Source organism: Brachyspira suanatina (assembly GCF_001049755.1).
GTDB classification, from domain to species: domain Bacteria; phylum Spirochaetota; class Brachyspiria; order Brachyspirales; family Brachyspiraceae; genus Brachyspira; species Brachyspira suanatina.
The window spans coordinates 1,758,556-1,776,657 of record NZ_CVLB01000001.1 but is presented as its reverse complement, the minus strand read 5'-3'; the positions used below and the strand labels follow the sequence as shown (position 1 = coordinate 1,776,657).

At 25.6% G+C, this 18,102-nt stretch carries 14 protein-coding genes; 9 read left to right on the top strand and 5 right to left on the bottom strand.

Going from position 1 to position 18,102, the window contains the following annotated elements:
* Nucleotide 1: 1 nt before the first annotated feature.
* Nucleotides 2-865, bottom strand: a complete 864-nt coding sequence (locus tag BRSU_RS07615) for a tetratricopeptide repeat protein (protein WP_048594770.1) — start codon at nucleotides 863-865, stop codon at nucleotides 2-4.
* A gap of 14 nt (nucleotides 866-879) precedes the next feature.
* Entirely contained in the window at nucleotides 880-2,298 is a 1,419-nt protein-coding gene (locus BRSU_RS07610; protein ID WP_083997870.1) for a fibronectin type III domain-containing protein, read from the bottom strand.
* Between the two features lie 199 nt (nucleotides 2,299-2,497).
* Between BRSU_RS07610 and BRSU_RS07605 the strand changes: the two genes are divergently transcribed.
* A complete protein-coding gene (locus tag BRSU_RS07605) occupies nucleotides 2,498-3,139 on the top strand; it encodes an ankyrin repeat domain-containing protein (protein WP_048594768.1) in 642 nt (213 codons plus the stop codon).
* A gap of 81 nt (nucleotides 3,140-3,220) precedes the next feature.
* Here the strand turns inward: BRSU_RS07605 and BRSU_RS07600 are convergent, their stop codons facing one another.
* Nucleotides 3,221-4,693 carry a 4Fe-4S dicluster domain-containing protein gene (locus BRSU_RS07600; RefSeq protein ID WP_048594767.1) on the bottom strand — a complete coding sequence of 491 codons (1,473 nt, stop codon included), beginning with the start codon at nucleotides 4,691-4,693 and terminating at the stop codon, nucleotides 3,221-3,223.
* Between the two features lie 336 nt (nucleotides 4,694-5,029).
* Complete coding sequence (locus tag BRSU_RS07595; RefSeq protein ID WP_048594766.1) at nucleotides 5,030-5,776, bottom strand: lysophospholipid acyltransferase family protein; 747 nt, start codon at nucleotides 5,774-5,776, stop codon at nucleotides 5,030-5,032.
* 112 nt (nucleotides 5,777-5,888) lie between these two features.
* Between BRSU_RS07595 and BRSU_RS07590 the strand changes: the two genes are divergently transcribed.
* The 8 genes from BRSU_RS07590 (at nucleotide 5,889) to BRSU_RS07555 (ending at nucleotide 17,390) form a co-directional block, all read left to right on the top strand.
* Nucleotides 5,889-6,758, top strand: coding sequence for an NAD(+)/NADH kinase (locus BRSU_RS07590; protein ID WP_048594765.1), 870 nt, complete (start codon nucleotides 5,889-5,891; stop codon nucleotides 6,756-6,758).
* Nucleotides 6,758-8,467, top strand: a complete 1,710-nt coding sequence (gene recN, locus BRSU_RS07585; RefSeq protein ID WP_048594764.1) for a DNA repair protein RecN — start codon at nucleotides 6,758-6,760, stop codon at nucleotides 8,465-8,467. Before BRSU_RS07590 ends, recN begins: the two co-directional genes overlap by 1 nt.
* Before the next feature lie 172 nt (nucleotides 8,468-8,639).
* Nucleotides 8,640-10,193 (top strand): xylulokinase, encoded by a 1,554-nt coding sequence (locus BRSU_RS07580; protein ID WP_048594763.1) that lies wholly within the window; start codon nucleotides 8,640-8,642, stop codon nucleotides 10,191-10,193.
* Nucleotides 10,194-10,351: 158 nt separating this feature from the next.
* Nucleotides 10,352-10,591: an FmdB family zinc ribbon protein gene (locus BRSU_RS07575; protein WP_012670330.1), complete on the top strand. Its 240-nt coding sequence runs from the start codon at nucleotides 10,352-10,354 to the stop codon at nucleotides 10,589-10,591.
* A 152-nt stretch (nucleotides 10,592-10,743) separates the two neighbouring features.
* The gene (gene rlmN, locus BRSU_RS07570; protein WP_048594762.1) at nucleotides 10,744-11,772 is read left to right on the top strand and encodes a dual-specificity RNA methyltransferase RlmN; all 1,029 of its coding nucleotides are present in this window, start codon (nucleotides 10,744-10,746) and stop codon (nucleotides 11,770-11,772) included.
* Nucleotides 11,773-11,848: 76 nt separating this feature from the next.
* Nucleotides 11,849-14,554 (top strand): DUF4132 domain-containing protein, encoded by a 2,706-nt coding sequence (locus BRSU_RS07565; RefSeq protein WP_048594761.1) that lies wholly within the window; start codon nucleotides 11,849-11,851, stop codon nucleotides 14,552-14,554.
* Complete coding sequence (locus tag BRSU_RS07560) at nucleotides 14,551-15,282, top strand: polyprenol monophosphomannose synthase (protein WP_048594760.1); 732 nt, start codon at nucleotides 14,551-14,553, stop codon at nucleotides 15,280-15,282. Before BRSU_RS07565 ends, BRSU_RS07560 begins: the two co-directional genes overlap by 4 nt.
* Nucleotides 15,283-16,115: 833 nt before the next feature.
* Entirely contained in the window at nucleotides 16,116-17,390 is a 1,275-nt protein-coding gene (locus tag BRSU_RS07555; RefSeq protein WP_048594759.1) for a tetratricopeptide repeat protein, read from the top strand.
* 86 nt (nucleotides 17,391-17,476) lie between these two features.
* Here BRSU_RS07555 and BRSU_RS07550 read toward each other — a convergent pair whose 3' ends face one another.
* Nucleotides 17,477-18,034, bottom strand: coding sequence for a carboxymuconolactone decarboxylase family protein (locus BRSU_RS07550; RefSeq protein ID WP_048594758.1), 558 nt, complete (start codon nucleotides 18,032-18,034; stop codon nucleotides 17,477-17,479).
* Nucleotides 18,035-18,102 lie beyond the last annotated feature (68 nt).

The window sequence follows — 18,102 nt, the reverse complement described above, 5'->3', positions numbered from 1 at the left end:
TTTATAAAATGCAAACCTTCTCTTCATAAACTTCTTTAGCTTTAGAATAGAATTCTGCTGCCTTTTCATAATTTCCATCAATAAATTCAATATTGCCTAAATGGAAATAATCACTTGATTCAGGATTTTCTTTTATTTTATTTGTATATTTTTCTTTACTTTCTTTTAAATTAGGATAATTGTCTTTTAATGTTTTGCTTCTAAGATTTTTAAGAGCCAACACTTCAGGAGTATCAGCTGGATACATAGCTAATGCTTGCAAATACATATTTTCTGCTTTTTTATAATCTTTAATTTCATGCAAGCAAACTCCATAATAATGGTAGTCATTATGATCAGCAAGCTTATTATCAACTAATATTTTATAAAAATTCATAGCTTCTTTATAAAGTTTATTTCTAAAGAAATAATTAGCCATATAAACCAAAGCAACTCTATCTTTAGAATTGATTTTAAGTACATTTTTAGCAGTTTCCAATCCTTTATCTTCTTCTTTAAGAAGTGTACATAAAGATAAAAACTCATAATAAGGATTAAGGTTTGATGAAGTATATAAAGTAATACCTTTTCTGTAAAGTTCAAAAGCTTCTTCTAATCTATATTCTTTTTTAGCAATAGCTCCTAAAATGAAATATGCTTCGGCTGCCATCCAATATTCTAAAAAAGTATTTAAAAATATTTTAGCATGTTCATAATCGCCGTTTTCAAATAAAGAAACAGCAACTTGTAAATATGCTTTCATATCATCAGAAGTACTTAATCTCATACTTCTTTTCAAGGCTTCTATAGCCTCTTCATTTACTCCTTTTTTTAATAATTCTTCGGCAAGATTACTTAATTTCATTGCTTTAGTATTAGTAGACACGTTCATACTCCTTTTTATTGAATTGGTCTTACATAAACTTCTTCAGAAAAACTGCTTTCTATATTTCCGCCCTCTCCGCCTATAGCTGTAACGGTAAAATAATAAACCTTTCCTTCTTCAAGTCCTTCTATTATATATTCATTTACATTTTCTGTTATTATAGGCGTATATTGTGCTTCATTATATACTCCTGATTTTGTTCCATAATAAATTTTATATCCTGATGTATTTTCATGAGAGCCATTCCATTTTAACATAACAGAAGTTCCATTCATTGCAGTAGCTGTTAAATTAGATGGTACTAAAGGCTTTCTTGGATTATGATAATTTATAGAAACATTATTCAATACAGGTGTAACATTTCTATCTACATTGCTCTTTAATACTGCTCTAACTTGAACATATCTAGTCATTGTATTTGTCATTATATTAGTATGATTTTTTAAAGGCTCCCAAGCTATATTAACATCTTCAGGGGCAAAATAATAATCTGAAGTTCTATAATATAAATCTATATAACTTCCATTTGTAGAATTTCCAATATAATTTATAGAGTCAATAAATGTATTTTTATTTTCAAAATCTATAACTTTACTTATTATTTCACCATCTGCTGTATAAGGATATAAATTAAAAGTCTGCTTATAACGAGGTGTAAAATAAAAAGCATCTAGTCCACCTATAAAACCATTTCCTAAATATAAAGGATCCAATTTTATATTATCAAATTCTATAGTATAAGGAGAACCTGTTTCATCGCCAGTACTAGTTAAATATATCACTTGCTCTTCAAGTCCGTCTATATATTTTACTAATTTTCCTGTAGCAGCATTGAAACTTACACTATGATGTCTCCATTCATTCTCTTTTAAATATTCTCCTTGAGTTAACATAACATTTGTATATACACCATTATAAGAGAATAAATTATTAAACTGCCAAACTAATCTTCCATTAACAATATTAGCTTTTATGCCTGAAGATTTTGTAATACCGTTTTCATTATATATAGCTGTTTTTGATAGTACTTGAGAATTCATTCTTATTTTATAAGGATTCAAATAAAATTCCAAAGTAAAACTTGTCATAGTATCTTCAAAGTTATGTGTACCATCTCCTGTATAATAATCAAGTTTTATATAAGATTTAATATTATGAAAAAATACAGCATCTCCTCCATTGGCACCTTCTATACTTTTAATATCTTTACTGTATATAAGTCCCTGTAAAATACTAGAATCAAGTGCAGTGTCTCCTGTTAAGTAGTTAAGTGCCGAGTCACTATCATATAATATATAACTATTAGTAAAATTATTTAATGTACTATAATAAATGTTATTTGTATTAGAAAAAACATCATAAACAACAGCATTTAAGTTGGCTGTAAAATATAAAATAAAAGCTATTAAAAAACCTATATAATGCACTTTCAAGTCCCAATTACTATTATATTTCTTTAATAATTATTCGGATATTTTTTAAATATCATTATTAAAAATATAATAAAAACTCTATTTATAATGTACTTTTATATAGTTGTAAAAACTATAATTAAACTATATTAATAAAACTAATCAAAAAAAGATTTGTTATATTTAAATAATGAATAAATTAAATATATTTGGAGTAATTATGAAATTATTTTTTATATTTGCTTTTATTTTATATACGAATATTGCTTTATTTGCAGATACTAGAAGTGATTTTTTTTCTGCTGTACATAGCGGAGATATTAAATCTGTAAAAGAATATATAGAAATGGGTATAAATGTAAATTTACAAGATGAAAAAAAGAGAACCCCTTTAATGATAGCTACATATAAAAATTATGTAAAAATGGTTAAGCTTTTAGTTGATAATGGTGCTGATGTTAATATACAAGATGCAAAATTAAATTCACCTTTTCTATATGCATGTGCAAATGGAATGCTTGATATAGTAAAACTCACATATGAAAAAGCTGATACTAGAAATGTATTAAATATTTTTGGCGGAAATGCCTTAATACCAGCATGTGAAAAAGGACATCTTGGTACAGTAAAATTCCTTCTTGAAAACACTGATATAGATGTAAATCATATAAATCATTTATCTTTTACAGCTTTACTTGAAGTTACTATACTTGGAAATGATAGTTTAAATTATGTAGAAATAGTTAAGCTTTTATTAGAACATGGTGCTGATAAAACTATAAAAGATAAAAATGGGCATGATGCGCTATATTATGCTAAAGCAAGAAATTTAAAAAATATAGAAAAATTATTAACTGATTGATAATTATATAAAAAATAAAGGCAAAAGTCTAATATAAGACTTCTGCCTTTTTTGTTTATTAAATTTTATAAAATAAAATTATTAGTCTTTTTTCACCTCAGTACCTGTAGAAGCGTATCTTTGTAATTGAACAGCAGCAGCTTTAGGATTTTTAACTACACAAGGTCCTCCAACACAGCCTCCATTACAAGCCATAACCTCAACAAGATTAGGTGTATCATCTGTAACAGGAATTTCTCCAGACTGAACCTTTCCATAGCCTTTTAGCTGTTTCATACCTTCTTTATCAAGTCCGTTAATAACAGTAGCTTTCAATTTTTCAGGGTGTTTTAATCTTACTTTAACAGCTTCGGCAACACCTCCACTTACAGCATATTTTCTTCCGGAAGCAGTAGGAACAGTTTCTATATTTAAATCAGGTTCTTTTGCCACATCTGTACCTGTAGCTATGAATAAAGCATCAAGTTCTTCCATAGATAAACAATAATCTACTAAATCATCATCTATACTTTCCCTTCTTTTAGCAAGACAAGGTCCTATAAATACATTAACAGCTTCAGGATCATCTTCATGCATCATTTCAGCTGTATAATGCATAGGAGTTCTAGTCTCAGATACACAAGGAATAAGTTCAGGTACATGCTTTCTAACAGCTTTAACATAAGCAGGACAGCATGAAGTGGTCATTAATTTATCTCCTCTTTCCATTCTCTCTTCGAATTCTGCAGCTTCTCTGTCAGAAGTAACATCAGCACCCAAAGCAACTTCCCAAACTTTATTGAATCCTATTTTTAATAAAGCACTTTTTAATTGCCCAGGTTTAGCATTAAACTGAGAAGCTATAGCAGGAGCATACATTACATTAACTTTCTCATCTGCCTTTAAATGCTTAAGTACATCTAAAAGCTGTCCCTTATCCATCATAGCACTGAAAGGACATTCTCTCATACAGTTTCCACAGAATATACATTTATGATAATCTATTACTTCTTTTCCCTGATCATTCTTATTAATGGCACCTACAGGACAAGATTCTTCACAAGGTACAGGTATATAAATGATTGCATGATAAGGACAGTTTTTTAAACATAATCCGCAGTTTATACATTTAGAGCTGTCTATATGAGCTCTTTTTTCATCTAATATAGTTATGGCATCTTTAGGACAGTTAACCATACAAGGTCTAGCCAAACAAGCCTGACAAGCATTAGTAACCATAAAATTAGCTCTTACACATGCATTACAAGCCTCATCTAATACAGTAAGCATAGGCCAAGTAGGTTTATCTCTATCTAATGCCAATTTAGCATATTCAGATAATGGTATTCCGCTATCCTCTTTACCTTCAACACTTATTCCAAGTCTTGCCATAATTCTATTTTTGATGATTTCTCTATCGTTGTGTATACAGCATCTTATAGATTTGCTATCTCTAGGTATTATCTCTATAGGTAATCTGTCAATATCTTCTATAAGTCTATCCTCAATAAACATTAATGCTATCTTTACCAAAATCTCTTTTTTTAACTGAGAAGCGTTATTATTAATATTCACTTTTATACTCCTAATTTGTTAAGTGATTTTTTTGTTTAATATAAACACATAATATGTATATATTATTGAATATTATAATATGAAGATTATTTTTTTCAAGTATAGTATGAAAATAATGTACATTTTTTTGTTATATATGTAATATATAAATTACTATCAAATAACAAATATAATAATTAATATACAATAATTATGAATAAGTAAGTTTATTAGTAAAAATATTTTAAATTAATCAATTTTTAGTATGATTGTAATGTGTAAAATTTTACTGAAAACATTTATTAGTAAATATACTAATTAGTATTGTTTATATTGATTTTATATAATTAAAAAAATTTATTTTGAAATTAATTTATCTATTAATTCATTATAATTTTTAGTCATAATATCATACCAATAATCTAATTTAGCATTATCATCGCCATTTATATCTTTGAAATAGAAAGGTTCTAAAAATCTAACAGTTATCTTTTTAAATGGAGTAATTTTAATAGTTCTAGCTTTCATAATATCTTTAGTACCATATATAACTACAGGCAGAACAGGTATATCTGAACATCTTTCTGCTATTTTTAATATTCCTCTTTTAGGTTTTTTTATTTCACCAGTAGCGCTTCTTGTTCCTTCAGGATAAATAACCACACTTATGTTATTTTTTAATCTGTCTTCCATATCATCTATAGATTTTACAGCACCAACAGTACCTCTTTTAACAAATATATAATTAGAAAGCGACATACCAAAACCAATTAAAGGTACTTTTCCATAAGTATCCTTTGAAACGAATGCAAATGATTTCTTAAATATGCTGAAGCATGCAAATATGTCAAATGCACTTTGATGATTTGGTGTTAATAAATAAGTTTTACTAGGATCATAATTTTCTTTTCCTTCAATATTGAAAGAAATAAATGCCATTTTCATTAATGAGCTTCCCCAAAATTTCGCCATACTATGAACATATTGTGAAGCTTTTCTTTTAGAGAATAATCTTATAAAAGGATAAGCTGAAAATGCAATAATTACGCATAATAATGTAAAAATAAAACTTAATAAAAAATAAATTAAACTAAATAGTATCATAGTAGATAGTTTATTATAAAAATAAAAAATTATCAATATAAAACTTGATATATTGATAACTGTTTGGTATAATTAATAGAAATTTTTTTTAATTAAATCAATATTAATAATTATGAACAATAGAAAAAAGCAACAAATAGGAATCATAGTTAATGTTCTTAGAACTGATACTGATGGAATTTTAAAAAAAATAAATAGTATAATAAAAAAATATAATATAGAAGCTATAATAATAGATTATGATATATCATCTCACAATAATATAAAAAAAGCAGCAAAAGAATTAAAAAATGTGTCAATGTTAATATCAATAGGTGGAGATGGAACATTGCTTTCCGCTTTGAAAATAGCTATAAAATACGATATATCAGTTCTTCCTATATATAATGGTACATTAGGGTTTATTTCAGAAATACCTCCTGAAGAAGCATATTTAATATTAGAAGAATATTTTGAGGATAAAAAAACATTATATGAAATAGAGCCTAGAACATTATTATCTGTAAATATTTATTCAAAAGGAAATAAGGCATATAAAGAATATCTTGCTGTAAATGAATTAGTTTTAGGAAAATGTGACGGCAGAGCAATATATATAAACATTACAATATCGGGTAAATTAATATCTTCAATAGTTGGCGATGGTGTTGTAATAGCAACTCCCACAGGTTCAACAGCTTATGCTTTAAGTGCCGGAGGTCCTATACTTGCCCCTACCATTGATGCAATATCTTTTGTACCTATAGCGCCTCATTCATTGACTTTCAGACCGCTTGTTATTCCTAAATGCGATAATATAGAGTTAGAATTGACAGAAAAATCATTAAAGGCTATGATAACAATAGACGGATATGATATATGTCAATTTAAAAATGATGATAAGATAATAGCAAAAATCAGCAATAAAAATTGTTATATATTTCAAAGTTCAAAAAGACTATTTTATGATATACTTAGGAATAAACTTAATTGGGGTAGATAATGCTTAAATATCTCGAAATTAGAAATTTTGTATTAATAGATAAATTAAAAATAAATTTCAGCAGCGGTTTTAATGTGCTTACAGGAGAAACTGGTGCTGGTAAAAGTATTATAATCAGTGCATTAGAACTCATTACAGGTGAAAAAGGCTCTACTAGAATGGTTGGAGCTAATGGAGACAGATTAATAGTCTCAGGAAATTTTTCTCTTCAGTCATCTGCAGATATCGTAAAAAATAAATTAAAAGAATGGAATATAGAAATTAATAATGATGAGCTTAATATAAAAAGAGAAATTACTAAAGATGGAAAAAGCAAATCATTTATAAATAATGTAGGCGTTAAAGTTGCTGAATTAAAAGAGCTTGGTGATTTAATAGTAGATATACATGGACAGCATGAACATCAGTCTCTTTTTAATCCTGCTAATCATTTAAACTTTTATGATAGTTATTTAAATATCGATGATAAATTAGAAAATTATAAAAATCATTATAATAAGCTTACAAAATTAATAAAGCAGCATAATGAAATATCTCAGAATAAAAATAACATATTAAAAGAAAAATCTTTTTTAGAATATGCTATAGATGAAATAGAAAAAGCTAAATTAAAGCCAAATGAAGATGATGATATAAAAAATGATATTACTATGATGTCAAATGCAGAAAGCATAGCTTCATCACTTTCTTCTATTAATAAGGATATATTTGGAAGCGAATCAGGAGCTTATACAAAATTAACAAGAAGTATTTCAGCATTACAAAGCATATCAAAATACGACAGCAGACTTTCAGATATTGCATCACAGATAGAAGGTATAACATTAAATCTTGAAGATATAAAAACTGTTTTAACAGAAATAAGATCAAAAACAAAATTTGATCCTGAAGAACTTCAATCTCTTAATGAGAGACTTTTCTTCATTAATAATCTAAAAAAGAAATATGGTTCTAATATAAAAGAAATAATATCTTATGCCAAAGAAGCTAAAGAAAAATTAGACTCTCTCAATTTCTCTGAAGAGGATATTGAAAACTTAAAAAAAGAAATAGAAGAATTAAGAAAAAAAACTTCTATACTTGCAAAAGAAATATCTGATATAAGACATAACAGAAAAGATGATTTTATTAAAGCAATAGAAAGCGAGATGAATGATTTAGGTATGTCATCTACGAAATTTGATGTTGAAATAACTTTAGATGAAGATGATGACGGTATACTTAATATAGACGGATCTAATTTAAAAGCTAATTCTACTGGTATTGATAATATAGAATTTATAATAGCGCCAAATAAGCAAAGTATGTTTCAGCCTCTTAGAAAAATTGCATCAGGCGGTGAAATATCAAGAATAATGCTTTCATTGAAAAATGTACTTTCTTTAGGGGACTATTGTGAAACTTGTGTATTCGATGAAATAGATGTTGGAGTTGGCGGAAGGATTGCCGAAGTTATAGGTGAAAAAATAGCAGCATTATCAAAAAGAAAGCAGGTGCTTAGCGTTACTCACTTGGCACAGATTGCAATATATGCTAATAATCATTTTAAAGTTACAAAGAATGAAGGTGATGATATCGTTACATCAACTATTGAAGAACTTGATGATAGTATGAGAGTTAAAGAAATAGCAAGAATGATAACAGGAAAAGAAATCACAGAAGCAAGCATTAAACATGCTGAAGAAATGCTTGAACATGCCAAAAAATAATATATAAGTTTTAAATCTCATACAAATATTTATACAGTTTTTACAAATATTAAAATACATAAATTAATTTTCAAAAATATATTAAAAAAATAATTTTTCATATATATTTTTTATACCTTTAATGTATAGTTTTTAACAAAATAATTTAACAAATATTTTGAAGGATAATAGTATGTATACATTAGGGATAGATTTAAGTACACAAAGTATCACTTTAAGCATTATAAATTGTGAAAATTATAAAAATGAATTAAATATTTCTATACCATTCAATTCATTGGAAGAAATGAAATATTCAAAAATGAATAAAAATACATTGTTAATAGATTCAAATATAAAAGGAAAGGCTGAACAGGATATAAATATTTTTTTAGCAGCATTAGATAAAGCTCTGTTACAGCTCAAACAACAATTCAATACTAAAGATATAAAAGCAATACAAATATCAGCTCAGCAGCATGGACATGTTTATCTTTCAGAAAAATATAAATCGAATATAGAAAAATTAAGGGAAAAATCATCAGTAAATAATAGTTTAGCTGAAATATTAAATAATTCATATTCCTATGATTATGCTCCTATATGGAGAACTTCATGCACTCAAAAACAGGCTGAAGAATTGAGAAATGCAGTAGGCGGAAAGGATAATATGATAAAAATAACAGCTTCAAATTCTCCTCTTAGATTTACAGGTGCTGTAATAAAATATAATTTTGATAATAATCAAGACTTATCAAAAAACACATACAAAATATTTTTATTAAATACATTTATAGCATCAATATTAACAGCAAAAGATAATATACCTGTAGATTTTGGAAATGCTTCAGGAATGAGTTTAATGGATTATACAAAAAGGGAATGGAATGACACTTTATTAAATACTGTATCAAATGATTTAAAAGAAAAATTAGGAAGTATAAATGATCCTTCTAGTTTTGCGGGATATGTAAGCGAATATTTTATAGAAAAATATGGATTTGACAGCGAATGTATAGTTGGAATAGGAAGCGGTGATAATCCTCAAACAAAGGTTTTATATAAAGGAGATATATTATCATTAGGAACTAGTTTTGTCTATATGCTTGATATTGATGAGAACAGCAGAGATTATTCTGGAGTATCAAATGCTATGTATGATGGAATAGGAAATCCTTTTATGATATTCTGCCGAACTAATGGTGCTATATTATGGGATGAAGTCATGAAATTATATACTAGAGATTATAAAGAAATTACAGAATCTTTAGAAAAAAATATTGACAATATGCCTCTTGTTCTATGGCAGAAAGAAAATGAATCAGTGCCTATAAGCAGAGCATTCCCTATAAAAAGATATCATTCAGCTCCTTCTTTTGATAGTGACTATAAAGGAATAGTATTAAGTTCTTTGGGATTAGTAGCTTTATACTCTGAGCAATTTACTTCTTCTCATAAAATAGATATTGCTGTTACAGGAGGTCCCACAAAAGATAAAGAAATATTAAAAATAATAGCAAATATTTGGAAATGCCCTATAAAAATACTTCCTTCAGGAGGTGCTTCTCTTGGTGCTGCTGTATCTGCTGTTTTATTATTAGGAAAAAAAATTTCATTAGATGATATAAGAAATTCTTTGATTGGCAGTACAATCATAGAACCTGATGATAATCTTGCAAATAAATATCATGATTATATGATGCTTTTAAAAGAAAAATTTAATGAAATAAATAAAGCTATACTATAATTATATTACTTTATTTAATTTAAGTACAAAAATTATCAAAATTTATTATTATAAAATACTAATATAATAATGTAGAAATAAATTCACTTGACAGATTTTTGTTTAAATAATATATTATTAAATTATAATTTAATTTTTAGTTTAAAAAGGAAAAAATTATGCCTACTTATGAATATAAATGTGAAAAATGCGGACATGAATTTGAAGAATTTCAATCAATAACCGCTGAAGCTAAAGCGACTTGCCCTGAATGCGGAAGCGAGGCAAAAAGAATGATATCTTTAAATAGCGGTATCATTTTTAAAGGAAAAGGATTCTATGTTAATGATTATAAAAATAAAGGCGGCTCTAGTTCATCAAGCGGTAATTCAGGAAGCACTCCTAATAAAAGCTGCTGAGGGGTTAAATAATAGCTTATAGGTTATAAGCAATAAAATATTTTTATAATACGATGAATTTTTAAAAATTAATTAGCTGATAGCTTATGAATAATAATGTTATCAGCTATTATAATTTTAATACAGTTAAAGAGGTTATTAACTATTAAAATATGGCTAAAAAAATATCTATAATGAATGTTTCAGAAGATGAATTATCTAAATTCTGTATAGAAAATAATTTTCCTAAATTCCATGCCTCACAAATACTTAATTGGATATATAAAAAGTATGCTATAAGTTTTGAGGATATGAGCAATATACCTAAGAATTTGAGAAATTTATTAGATGAATACTATTTTATTCACAATTCAAAAATAGAAACTATATCAGAAGATGAATATGGAACACAAAAGTTGCTAATTTCCCTGTACGATAAGAAAAAAATAGAATCAGTTATATTGAATAAAAAAGACAGGGTAACTTTCTGTTTATCATCTCAGGTAGGATGCGGTTATGGATGTGCTTTTTGTGCTACAGGAAGTATGGGACTATCAAGAAATCTTACAGCTGATGAGATACTTGCTGAATTTTTACTTATGAGAGCTGTAACAAAAAAGGTAAATTCTATAGTATTTATGGGTATGGGGGAGCCTTTAGCTAATACTAAAAACCTTTTTAAAGCAATAGATACTATAAATTCATTTAAAGGTTTTAATTTAGGCATAAGACATATTACAATATCAACATCAGGAGAAGTTGCAGGAATAAAGCAGTTAATAGAAAGAGATTTGGATTGCAGATTGGCTGTTTCTTTACATTCATTAAAAAATGATGTAAGAGATAAAATTATGCCTATTAATAAAAGATATCCTATAGAAAATCTTATGGCAATACTTAAAAGATACAGCAGAAATGGTAAAAGAATGATTACTTTTGAGTGGGTGCTTATAAAAGATGTTAATGATTCTGTTAATGATGCATACAGACTCGTAAATTTAAAGAAAGAATTTCCTTTCAAAGTTAATGTTATACCTATGAATCCTGTGGAACATGCTCCTGAATTACAAAGACCTAATAAAGATATTATATTAAGATTTAAATCCATATTAAAAGATAATGGAATAGAAGTTGTGGAAAGATTTAAACAAGGTCAAGAAATATTAGCAGGATGCGGACAATTAGCAGTTAAAAACATGTAAATTAATATAGTATTTATTATTTGCTTGATTAATAGTATAATAATAATGATTTTTAAAATACATTAAAGAGTAATTTATGGAAAAATTTAATAGTTCTCTATTTAGTAAAAGGTATGAAGGATACAACTTAGAAAAAGAAATATGTATTATCAATAGAGGAATAGTAGAAAATGATATATATGCTTTGGATTTTCTAAGAGAGGCTAATTATACTTATAATAAAGATAAAGAATATTTCTATTCATTATATAAAATATTAGAGACTAGTAATAACTGCGGAATATATTTAATATTAACAGCAATCCTATTAAGAAATGAAGATGAAAAAGCTAATTTAAAAATTGCTGATAAAAAAATAGATTTATTGATGCAGAAAATATATGACTCTTATTATGTTAAATATAATGTAGTTGAACATTTAGGTACTCCAAATAGTATTACTGTAATAAATGATGATATAATATACGAAGATGATAAGAGATACGATTTAATAAAAAAATTCCATGTAAAAAAATCAGCATTCGGTTATTTCAGTGCTTTGAAGCCTTATACGCCGTATCATATAAAGAAAGCACCTAGTAATAATGATATAGAATTTATAAAAAGTTCAATATTAAATAATTATAGAATATATTATATTTTGTTATTGTCAGATTATTCAAAAAAATCTAAAAAACTTCTTAATATAATACTTAAAACAAATAGTTACAAGGCATTAACCTATTTGATGTTGATAAGAAAAGAAGGATTTGCTACAACATATCAGGAAAGTTTAGACTATTTAACTAATCTTAATGTAACTTTGGCTGATATTATTATTTCTTATATATTCTTTTATTCTTATAATGATAGAATATCATACTATGATTCATTTGCTGTTCAGATAAAAAATAGAGAGTTTAATAGTTTCTTTTACTCTCTTATTAAAAAGAATTCTGAATATTTTGAAAGTTTATTTACAAATAAAAATTTTGTTAAAAGAGTTACCAAAAACAGTAAAAACTTTATACCATTTTTAAATGAACTTTACAGTAAAGAAATAGATTTCGGATCAAGTAAAATATTATGCTCACTTTTAGAAAATAAATCTCAAAATATAAGAAAAGCTGCAATAAAAATAATTAACCGTAAGAAAAAAGAATCCTATGAATATTTAAAAACTTTGGATAATGATTTAGCCAGAGATATATTAAAAAGATGGAAAAATAAAAAAATAATTAATTCTGGTTTTAAAGATATTGACAGTATAGTAAATTTTGTAAATAAGAACTATAATAAAAAATTTGAAAAAAATTTATTATGCTTAGATGAATCTTTATTGTATGGAGTAAAAAGCAAAGATTCTAATCAAAATATACCTATAATTATAATTAAATATATATATTTAGAATATTCAAGATTAAAAGCTCCTACAAAAATAAAAGATCTAGATAAAATAATCTCGTATTTTGATTTTAATTCATTTATTAATGTAATAAAAACTATATATGATAGATGGATATTTGAAGGTGCTGACACAACCTATAAATATGTAATGATTCCATATTTAGTATATGAATCAGACTATAAAATAGAAAAAGTTGGATATAATTTGAAAGAATGGTGCGAATCAGGAAGAATATCTCTAGCTAATTATGCAATATCTACATTAGCTTTTAATGGAAGTCTTTATTCTCTTATTCTTATTGATTATATATCAAATAATTTTAAATATTATCAAATAAAAAATACTTCAAAATTAGCATTTAAAGCTGCAGCAAAAAAATTGGATATTTCAGAAGATAAACTATCTGATAATATAATACTTGATTTTGGAATAGACAAAGAAGGTAAGAAATTATTAAAAGATGATTATTATTCTTTCACATTGTATATAAATGAAAAATTAGATATTGAAAAAATATTCGATAATAAGAAAAAAGAATATGTATCCAAAATAGATAAATATCATAATATAAGTAAAAATTTATTAGATGAATTTTACAGCATAAAAAATAATATAAAAGTTACATATAAATTTCAAGCATCAAGACTCAACAAAGCATTAATGACAGGTAAAAAATGGATCTCAGATGATTGGAAAAAATTATTTGCAGAAAATTATATTATGAGTACATTGGCAGATATTTTTATATGGACTATATATAATAAAAATGACAAAATATTACAACAAGTTAAATATGATAGAAAATCAAATACCTTCTTTTCAATAGAAAATAATGAAGAAGTTAAATTAAATAAAAATTATAAATTATCATTGGCAAGTCCTGTAGAAATGACAGATGAAGAAATAAAAAAATCTAAGCAGTTATTAACAGATTTTAAAATAAAACAGCCATTTAATCAAATGCAAAATATTAATTTCTCTTTTGAAGATGATGATATAAAAGAAAATATTATTGTAAAATATAGAAATAAAGAAGTAAAAATAAAAACTTTTAAGAATTTGAGTGATTCTCTTGATATGGAATTAGATTATGAGAATTCATATATAGTTGGATATAAAATCATAGACACATCTATATCAGTTGGAATAAAAATCAATCTAATGGGTATGGATAATGCCATAGATGATAATGATATTATTCTCTTTGGAGATATTGTATTTTATACTATAGATAATAATGAAATATTCTCATATAAAAATATAATAGATCCTAGAACATCATATGTAAGGTATGTTAAATATATAATGTTTAATATAGATAATTATATTAAAAAAAATGTGCAAAAAACAACAAAAATACAAAAAAGGAATAGGAGAGAATCAGATATAAAATGAAAGCCATTATAGTATTACCTACATATAATGAGAAAGATAATATAGAAAAAATGCTTAATAAAGTATTATCATTACCTGAATATATAGAAATTTTAGTTGTTGATGATAATAGCCCAGATGGTACTGCAAGTGTTGTAGAAAAATATTTATCAAATAATAGAGTGCATTTGCTGAAAAGAGAAAAGAAAGAAGGATTAGGACCTGCATACATTGCTGGATTTAAACATTCATTTCAATACAATCCTGATTATGTAATAGAGATGGATGCAGATTTCTCTCATGATCCTAATTTTGTTATTATATTTATAGAAAGAATGGAAAATGAAAAATTAGATTTATTAATAGGATCAAGATACTGTAATGGTATAAGTGTTGTAAATTGGCCTCTGAGAAGACTTTTTCTTTCATATTATGGAAATAGATATGCATCATTTGTGTTGGGTTCTAAAATTATGGATATTACTGGCGGATTTAAATGTTTTAGAGTATCTGTATTAAAAAATATGAATTTTGATAATATACTTTCAGCTGGATACTCTTTTCAGATAGAGATGAATTATTCTTTTGAGAGTAATGGTTATAAAGTAGAAGAAGAACCTATAATATTTTATGAAAGAAGAAGCGGACAATCAAAAATGTCTAAAAATATCATAGCAGAAGCTTTATTTAGAGTTGTACGTTTAAGATTTAGAAATAAGAAGAAATATTTTAATAATCAATCAAAATAATAATTTTTGAATATTATAAAATTTGTTAAGTTTATTTATCTATAATAGAATAAAATAATTGATTTTATTAGCAATAAGATAAAATTATATAAAAAGTAATTTTGTTATAGTTTGATAAATTTATTTATAATATATTTATCATTGTAATAAATATATTATAAATAGTATTAATTTTAAGGCTATAAACGAGCAGCTGATAACTTTAGTTACCAGATACTTTCAAAATAAAAAAATGTGAACATCTGGCAAGTTTACTTGTCAGAGATTGTGTGCGAACAATTTTTATTAATAATAAAAAGTTTATAGCTAGCAATAATAAATAATTTTTAAAATAAAAATTGTGAACATCTGGCAAGTTTACTTGTCAGAGATTGTGTGCGAACAATTTTTATTAATAATAAAAAGTTTATAGCTAGCAATAATAAATAATTTTTAAAATAAAAATTGTGATCGTCTGGCAAGTTTACTTGTCAGAGATTGTGTGCGAACAATTTTTATTAATAATAAAAAGTTTATAGCTAGCAATAATAAATAATTTTTAAAATAAAAATTGTGAGCGTCTGGCAAGTTTACTTGTCAGAGATTGTGTGCGAACAATTTTTATTAATAATAAAAAGTTTATAGCTAGCAATAATAAATAATTTTTAAAATAAAAATTGTGAGCGTCTGGCAAGTTTACTTGTCAGAGATTATGTGCGAACAATTTTTATTAATAATAAAAAGTTTATAGCTAGCAATAATAAATAATTTTTAAAATAAAAATTGTGAGCGTCTGGCAAGTTTACTTGTCAGAGATTATGTGCGAACAATTTTTATTAATAAAGGAAGATATAATGTCATACTTTGAAAAAGGTTTGCAATTATTTAGAGAAACTCAGTTTGAAAAAGCATCAGAGTTATTCATTAAAGCATTAGAAGAAGATGTTAATAATTCTGAAATATATAATTATTTGGGACTTTCTAAACAGGCTATGGGCTTATATGAAGAATCTATTAATTACTATAGTAGAGGTATAGAAATTGATGAAAACTATTCTGAACTCTATTATAATAGAGCAAATTGTAAATGCAATTTAGGTTATTATGAAGAAGCTATAAAAGATTATGATAAAGTTATAGAACTAGTACCTACTCATTCAAAGGCTTATGATGATAGAGGATATGCTAAAGGTAATTTAGGTTATTATGAAGAAGCCATAAAAGATATTGATAAAGCTATTGTGTTGGATAGCAGAAATATAGATGCTTATATAGATAGGGCATTTATAAAATTGATGTCAAAAAAATATATTGAAGCTATAGAAGATTATAAAAAAGTGTTGGAGTTAGATGATACGGAAGTATATGCCTATAATGGAATAGGGGATGCTAAGAGAAGTATAGGATTATATGAGGAAGCTATTACTTATTATAATAAAGTTTTAGAAATTTCTAATGCCAATAGTTCTTATGCTTATAATAATAGAGGAGCATGCAAAATAGGATTAGGTTTGTATAATGAAGCTATAATAGATATAAATAAAGCATTAGAAATATATGATGAATATATAGATGCTTATAATAATAGAGGAACAGCAGAATATAATTTAGGACTTTATGAAGAAGCTATAAAAGATTTTGATAAAGCTATAGAATTATCACCTAAATATTTTTATGCATACAATAATAGGGGAAATGCAAAAAGTGCATTAGGTTTATATGAAGAAGCTGTAGAAGATTTTAATACAGCAATAAATATAGAGCCTAAATATATTGATGCATATTATAACAGAGCAGTTGCAAAAAATAATATGGAGCTTCATAATGAGGCTATAAAAGATTATGATATAGTAATAGAATTAGATAATAATAATGTAAATGCTTATTATAATAGGGCTCTTTCATATTATAATTTATCAGATTATGAAGAGGCAATTAAAAATTACGATAAGGTTATAGAATTAACCCCTAAATCTGCAGATGCTTATAATAACAGAGGATTTGCTAAATATAGTATTGGATTATATGAAGAAGCTGTAAAAGATTATGATAAAGCCATAGAGATAGATTCTAATTATGAAAAGGCTAAGAATAATAAAGAAGAAGCTTTAAAAAAATTGTCTAAATAGAAACTTACTTGAATAATTAAAGATATATGTTATAGAATAATAAAAAAACAAGGAGAATTATTCCCCCTTGTTTTTATATTTTAATATTAATTATTTTTTGCTCTCCAAGTCTCTTTTTCAAACTCGCCTTGTATAGGTATCAAAGATTCATCTAAATCTATTTTTAATACAGCATTGAAATTATTAGTAGCCATCATTTGAGCTGCAAAACCAACTATAGTAACTATTTCAGAATCATTGAAATGTTTTTTAAGATTATTCATAAGTTCATCAGTAACACCATTAGGGTCTTTAACCATCTGCATACCTAATTGTGATAATAATTGTTCTTTTTCATCAAGTTTAAGATTTTTAGGATCATCTCCTATAGCTTTTAAATCTCTGATAAAGAATAAAGAACAAAGCATACATCCGTTAGTAGTAGAAACAGAATGAGCCAATATCATAGCAGCTCTTTTACCTACAACTTCTACTAATCTATCGAATGAAACATACCAACCCATAAATGCTTCATAAGTAGCATAGTCATTTAATAATGCTTTTTTCATATTTGTAACATTGCCGCTTTTTTTTAATTGATAATCGAAAGCTTCTTTTACTTTTCCCTGAGCTTCCTCATATTCCATAAATTTAACTCTAGCCATAATAAATACTCCTTTTATTAAAACATATTATTTTAATATAAAACAAATAATATTTTATATAGTATAAC

Bases quoted from the DNA above. Each gene is read 5' to 3' on its own strand.
- recN (WP_048594764.1), top strand. From the start codon at position 6,758: ATGCTTAAATATCTCGAAATTAGAAATTTTGTATTAATAGATAAATTA.
- BRSU_RS07590 (WP_048594765.1), top strand. From the start codon at position 5,889: ATGAACAATAGAAAAAAGCAACAAATAGGAATCATAGTTAATGTTCTT.
- BRSU_RS07595 (WP_048594766.1), bottom strand. From the start codon at position 5,776: ATGATACTATTTAGTTTAATTTATTTTTTATTAAGTTTTATTTTTACA.
- BRSU_RS07575 (WP_012670330.1), top strand. From the start codon at position 10,352: ATGCCTACTTATGAATATAAATGTGAAAAATGCGGACATGAATTTGAA.
- BRSU_RS07565 (WP_048594761.1), top strand. From the start codon at position 11,849: ATGGAAAAATTTAATAGTTCTCTATTTAGTAAAAGGTATGAAGGATAC.
- BRSU_RS07555 (WP_048594759.1), top strand. From the start codon at position 16,116: ATGTCATACTTTGAAAAAGGTTTGCAATTATTTAGAGAAACTCAGTTT.
- rlmN (WP_048594762.1), top strand. From the start codon at position 10,744: ATGGCTAAAAAAATATCTATAATGAATGTTTCAGAAGATGAATTATCT.
- BRSU_RS07605 (WP_048594768.1), top strand. From the start codon at position 2,498: ATGAAATTATTTTTTATATTTGCTTTTATTTTATATACGAATATTGCT.
- BRSU_RS07550 (WP_048594758.1), bottom strand. From the start codon at position 18,034: ATGGCTAGAGTTAAATTTATGGAATATGAGGAAGCTCAGGGAAAAGTA.
- BRSU_RS07580 (WP_048594763.1), top strand. From the start codon at position 8,640: ATGTATACATTAGGGATAGATTTAAGTACACAAAGTATCACTTTAAGC.
- BRSU_RS07560 (WP_048594760.1), top strand. From the start codon at position 14,551: ATGAAAGCCATTATAGTATTACCTACATATAATGAGAAAGATAATATA.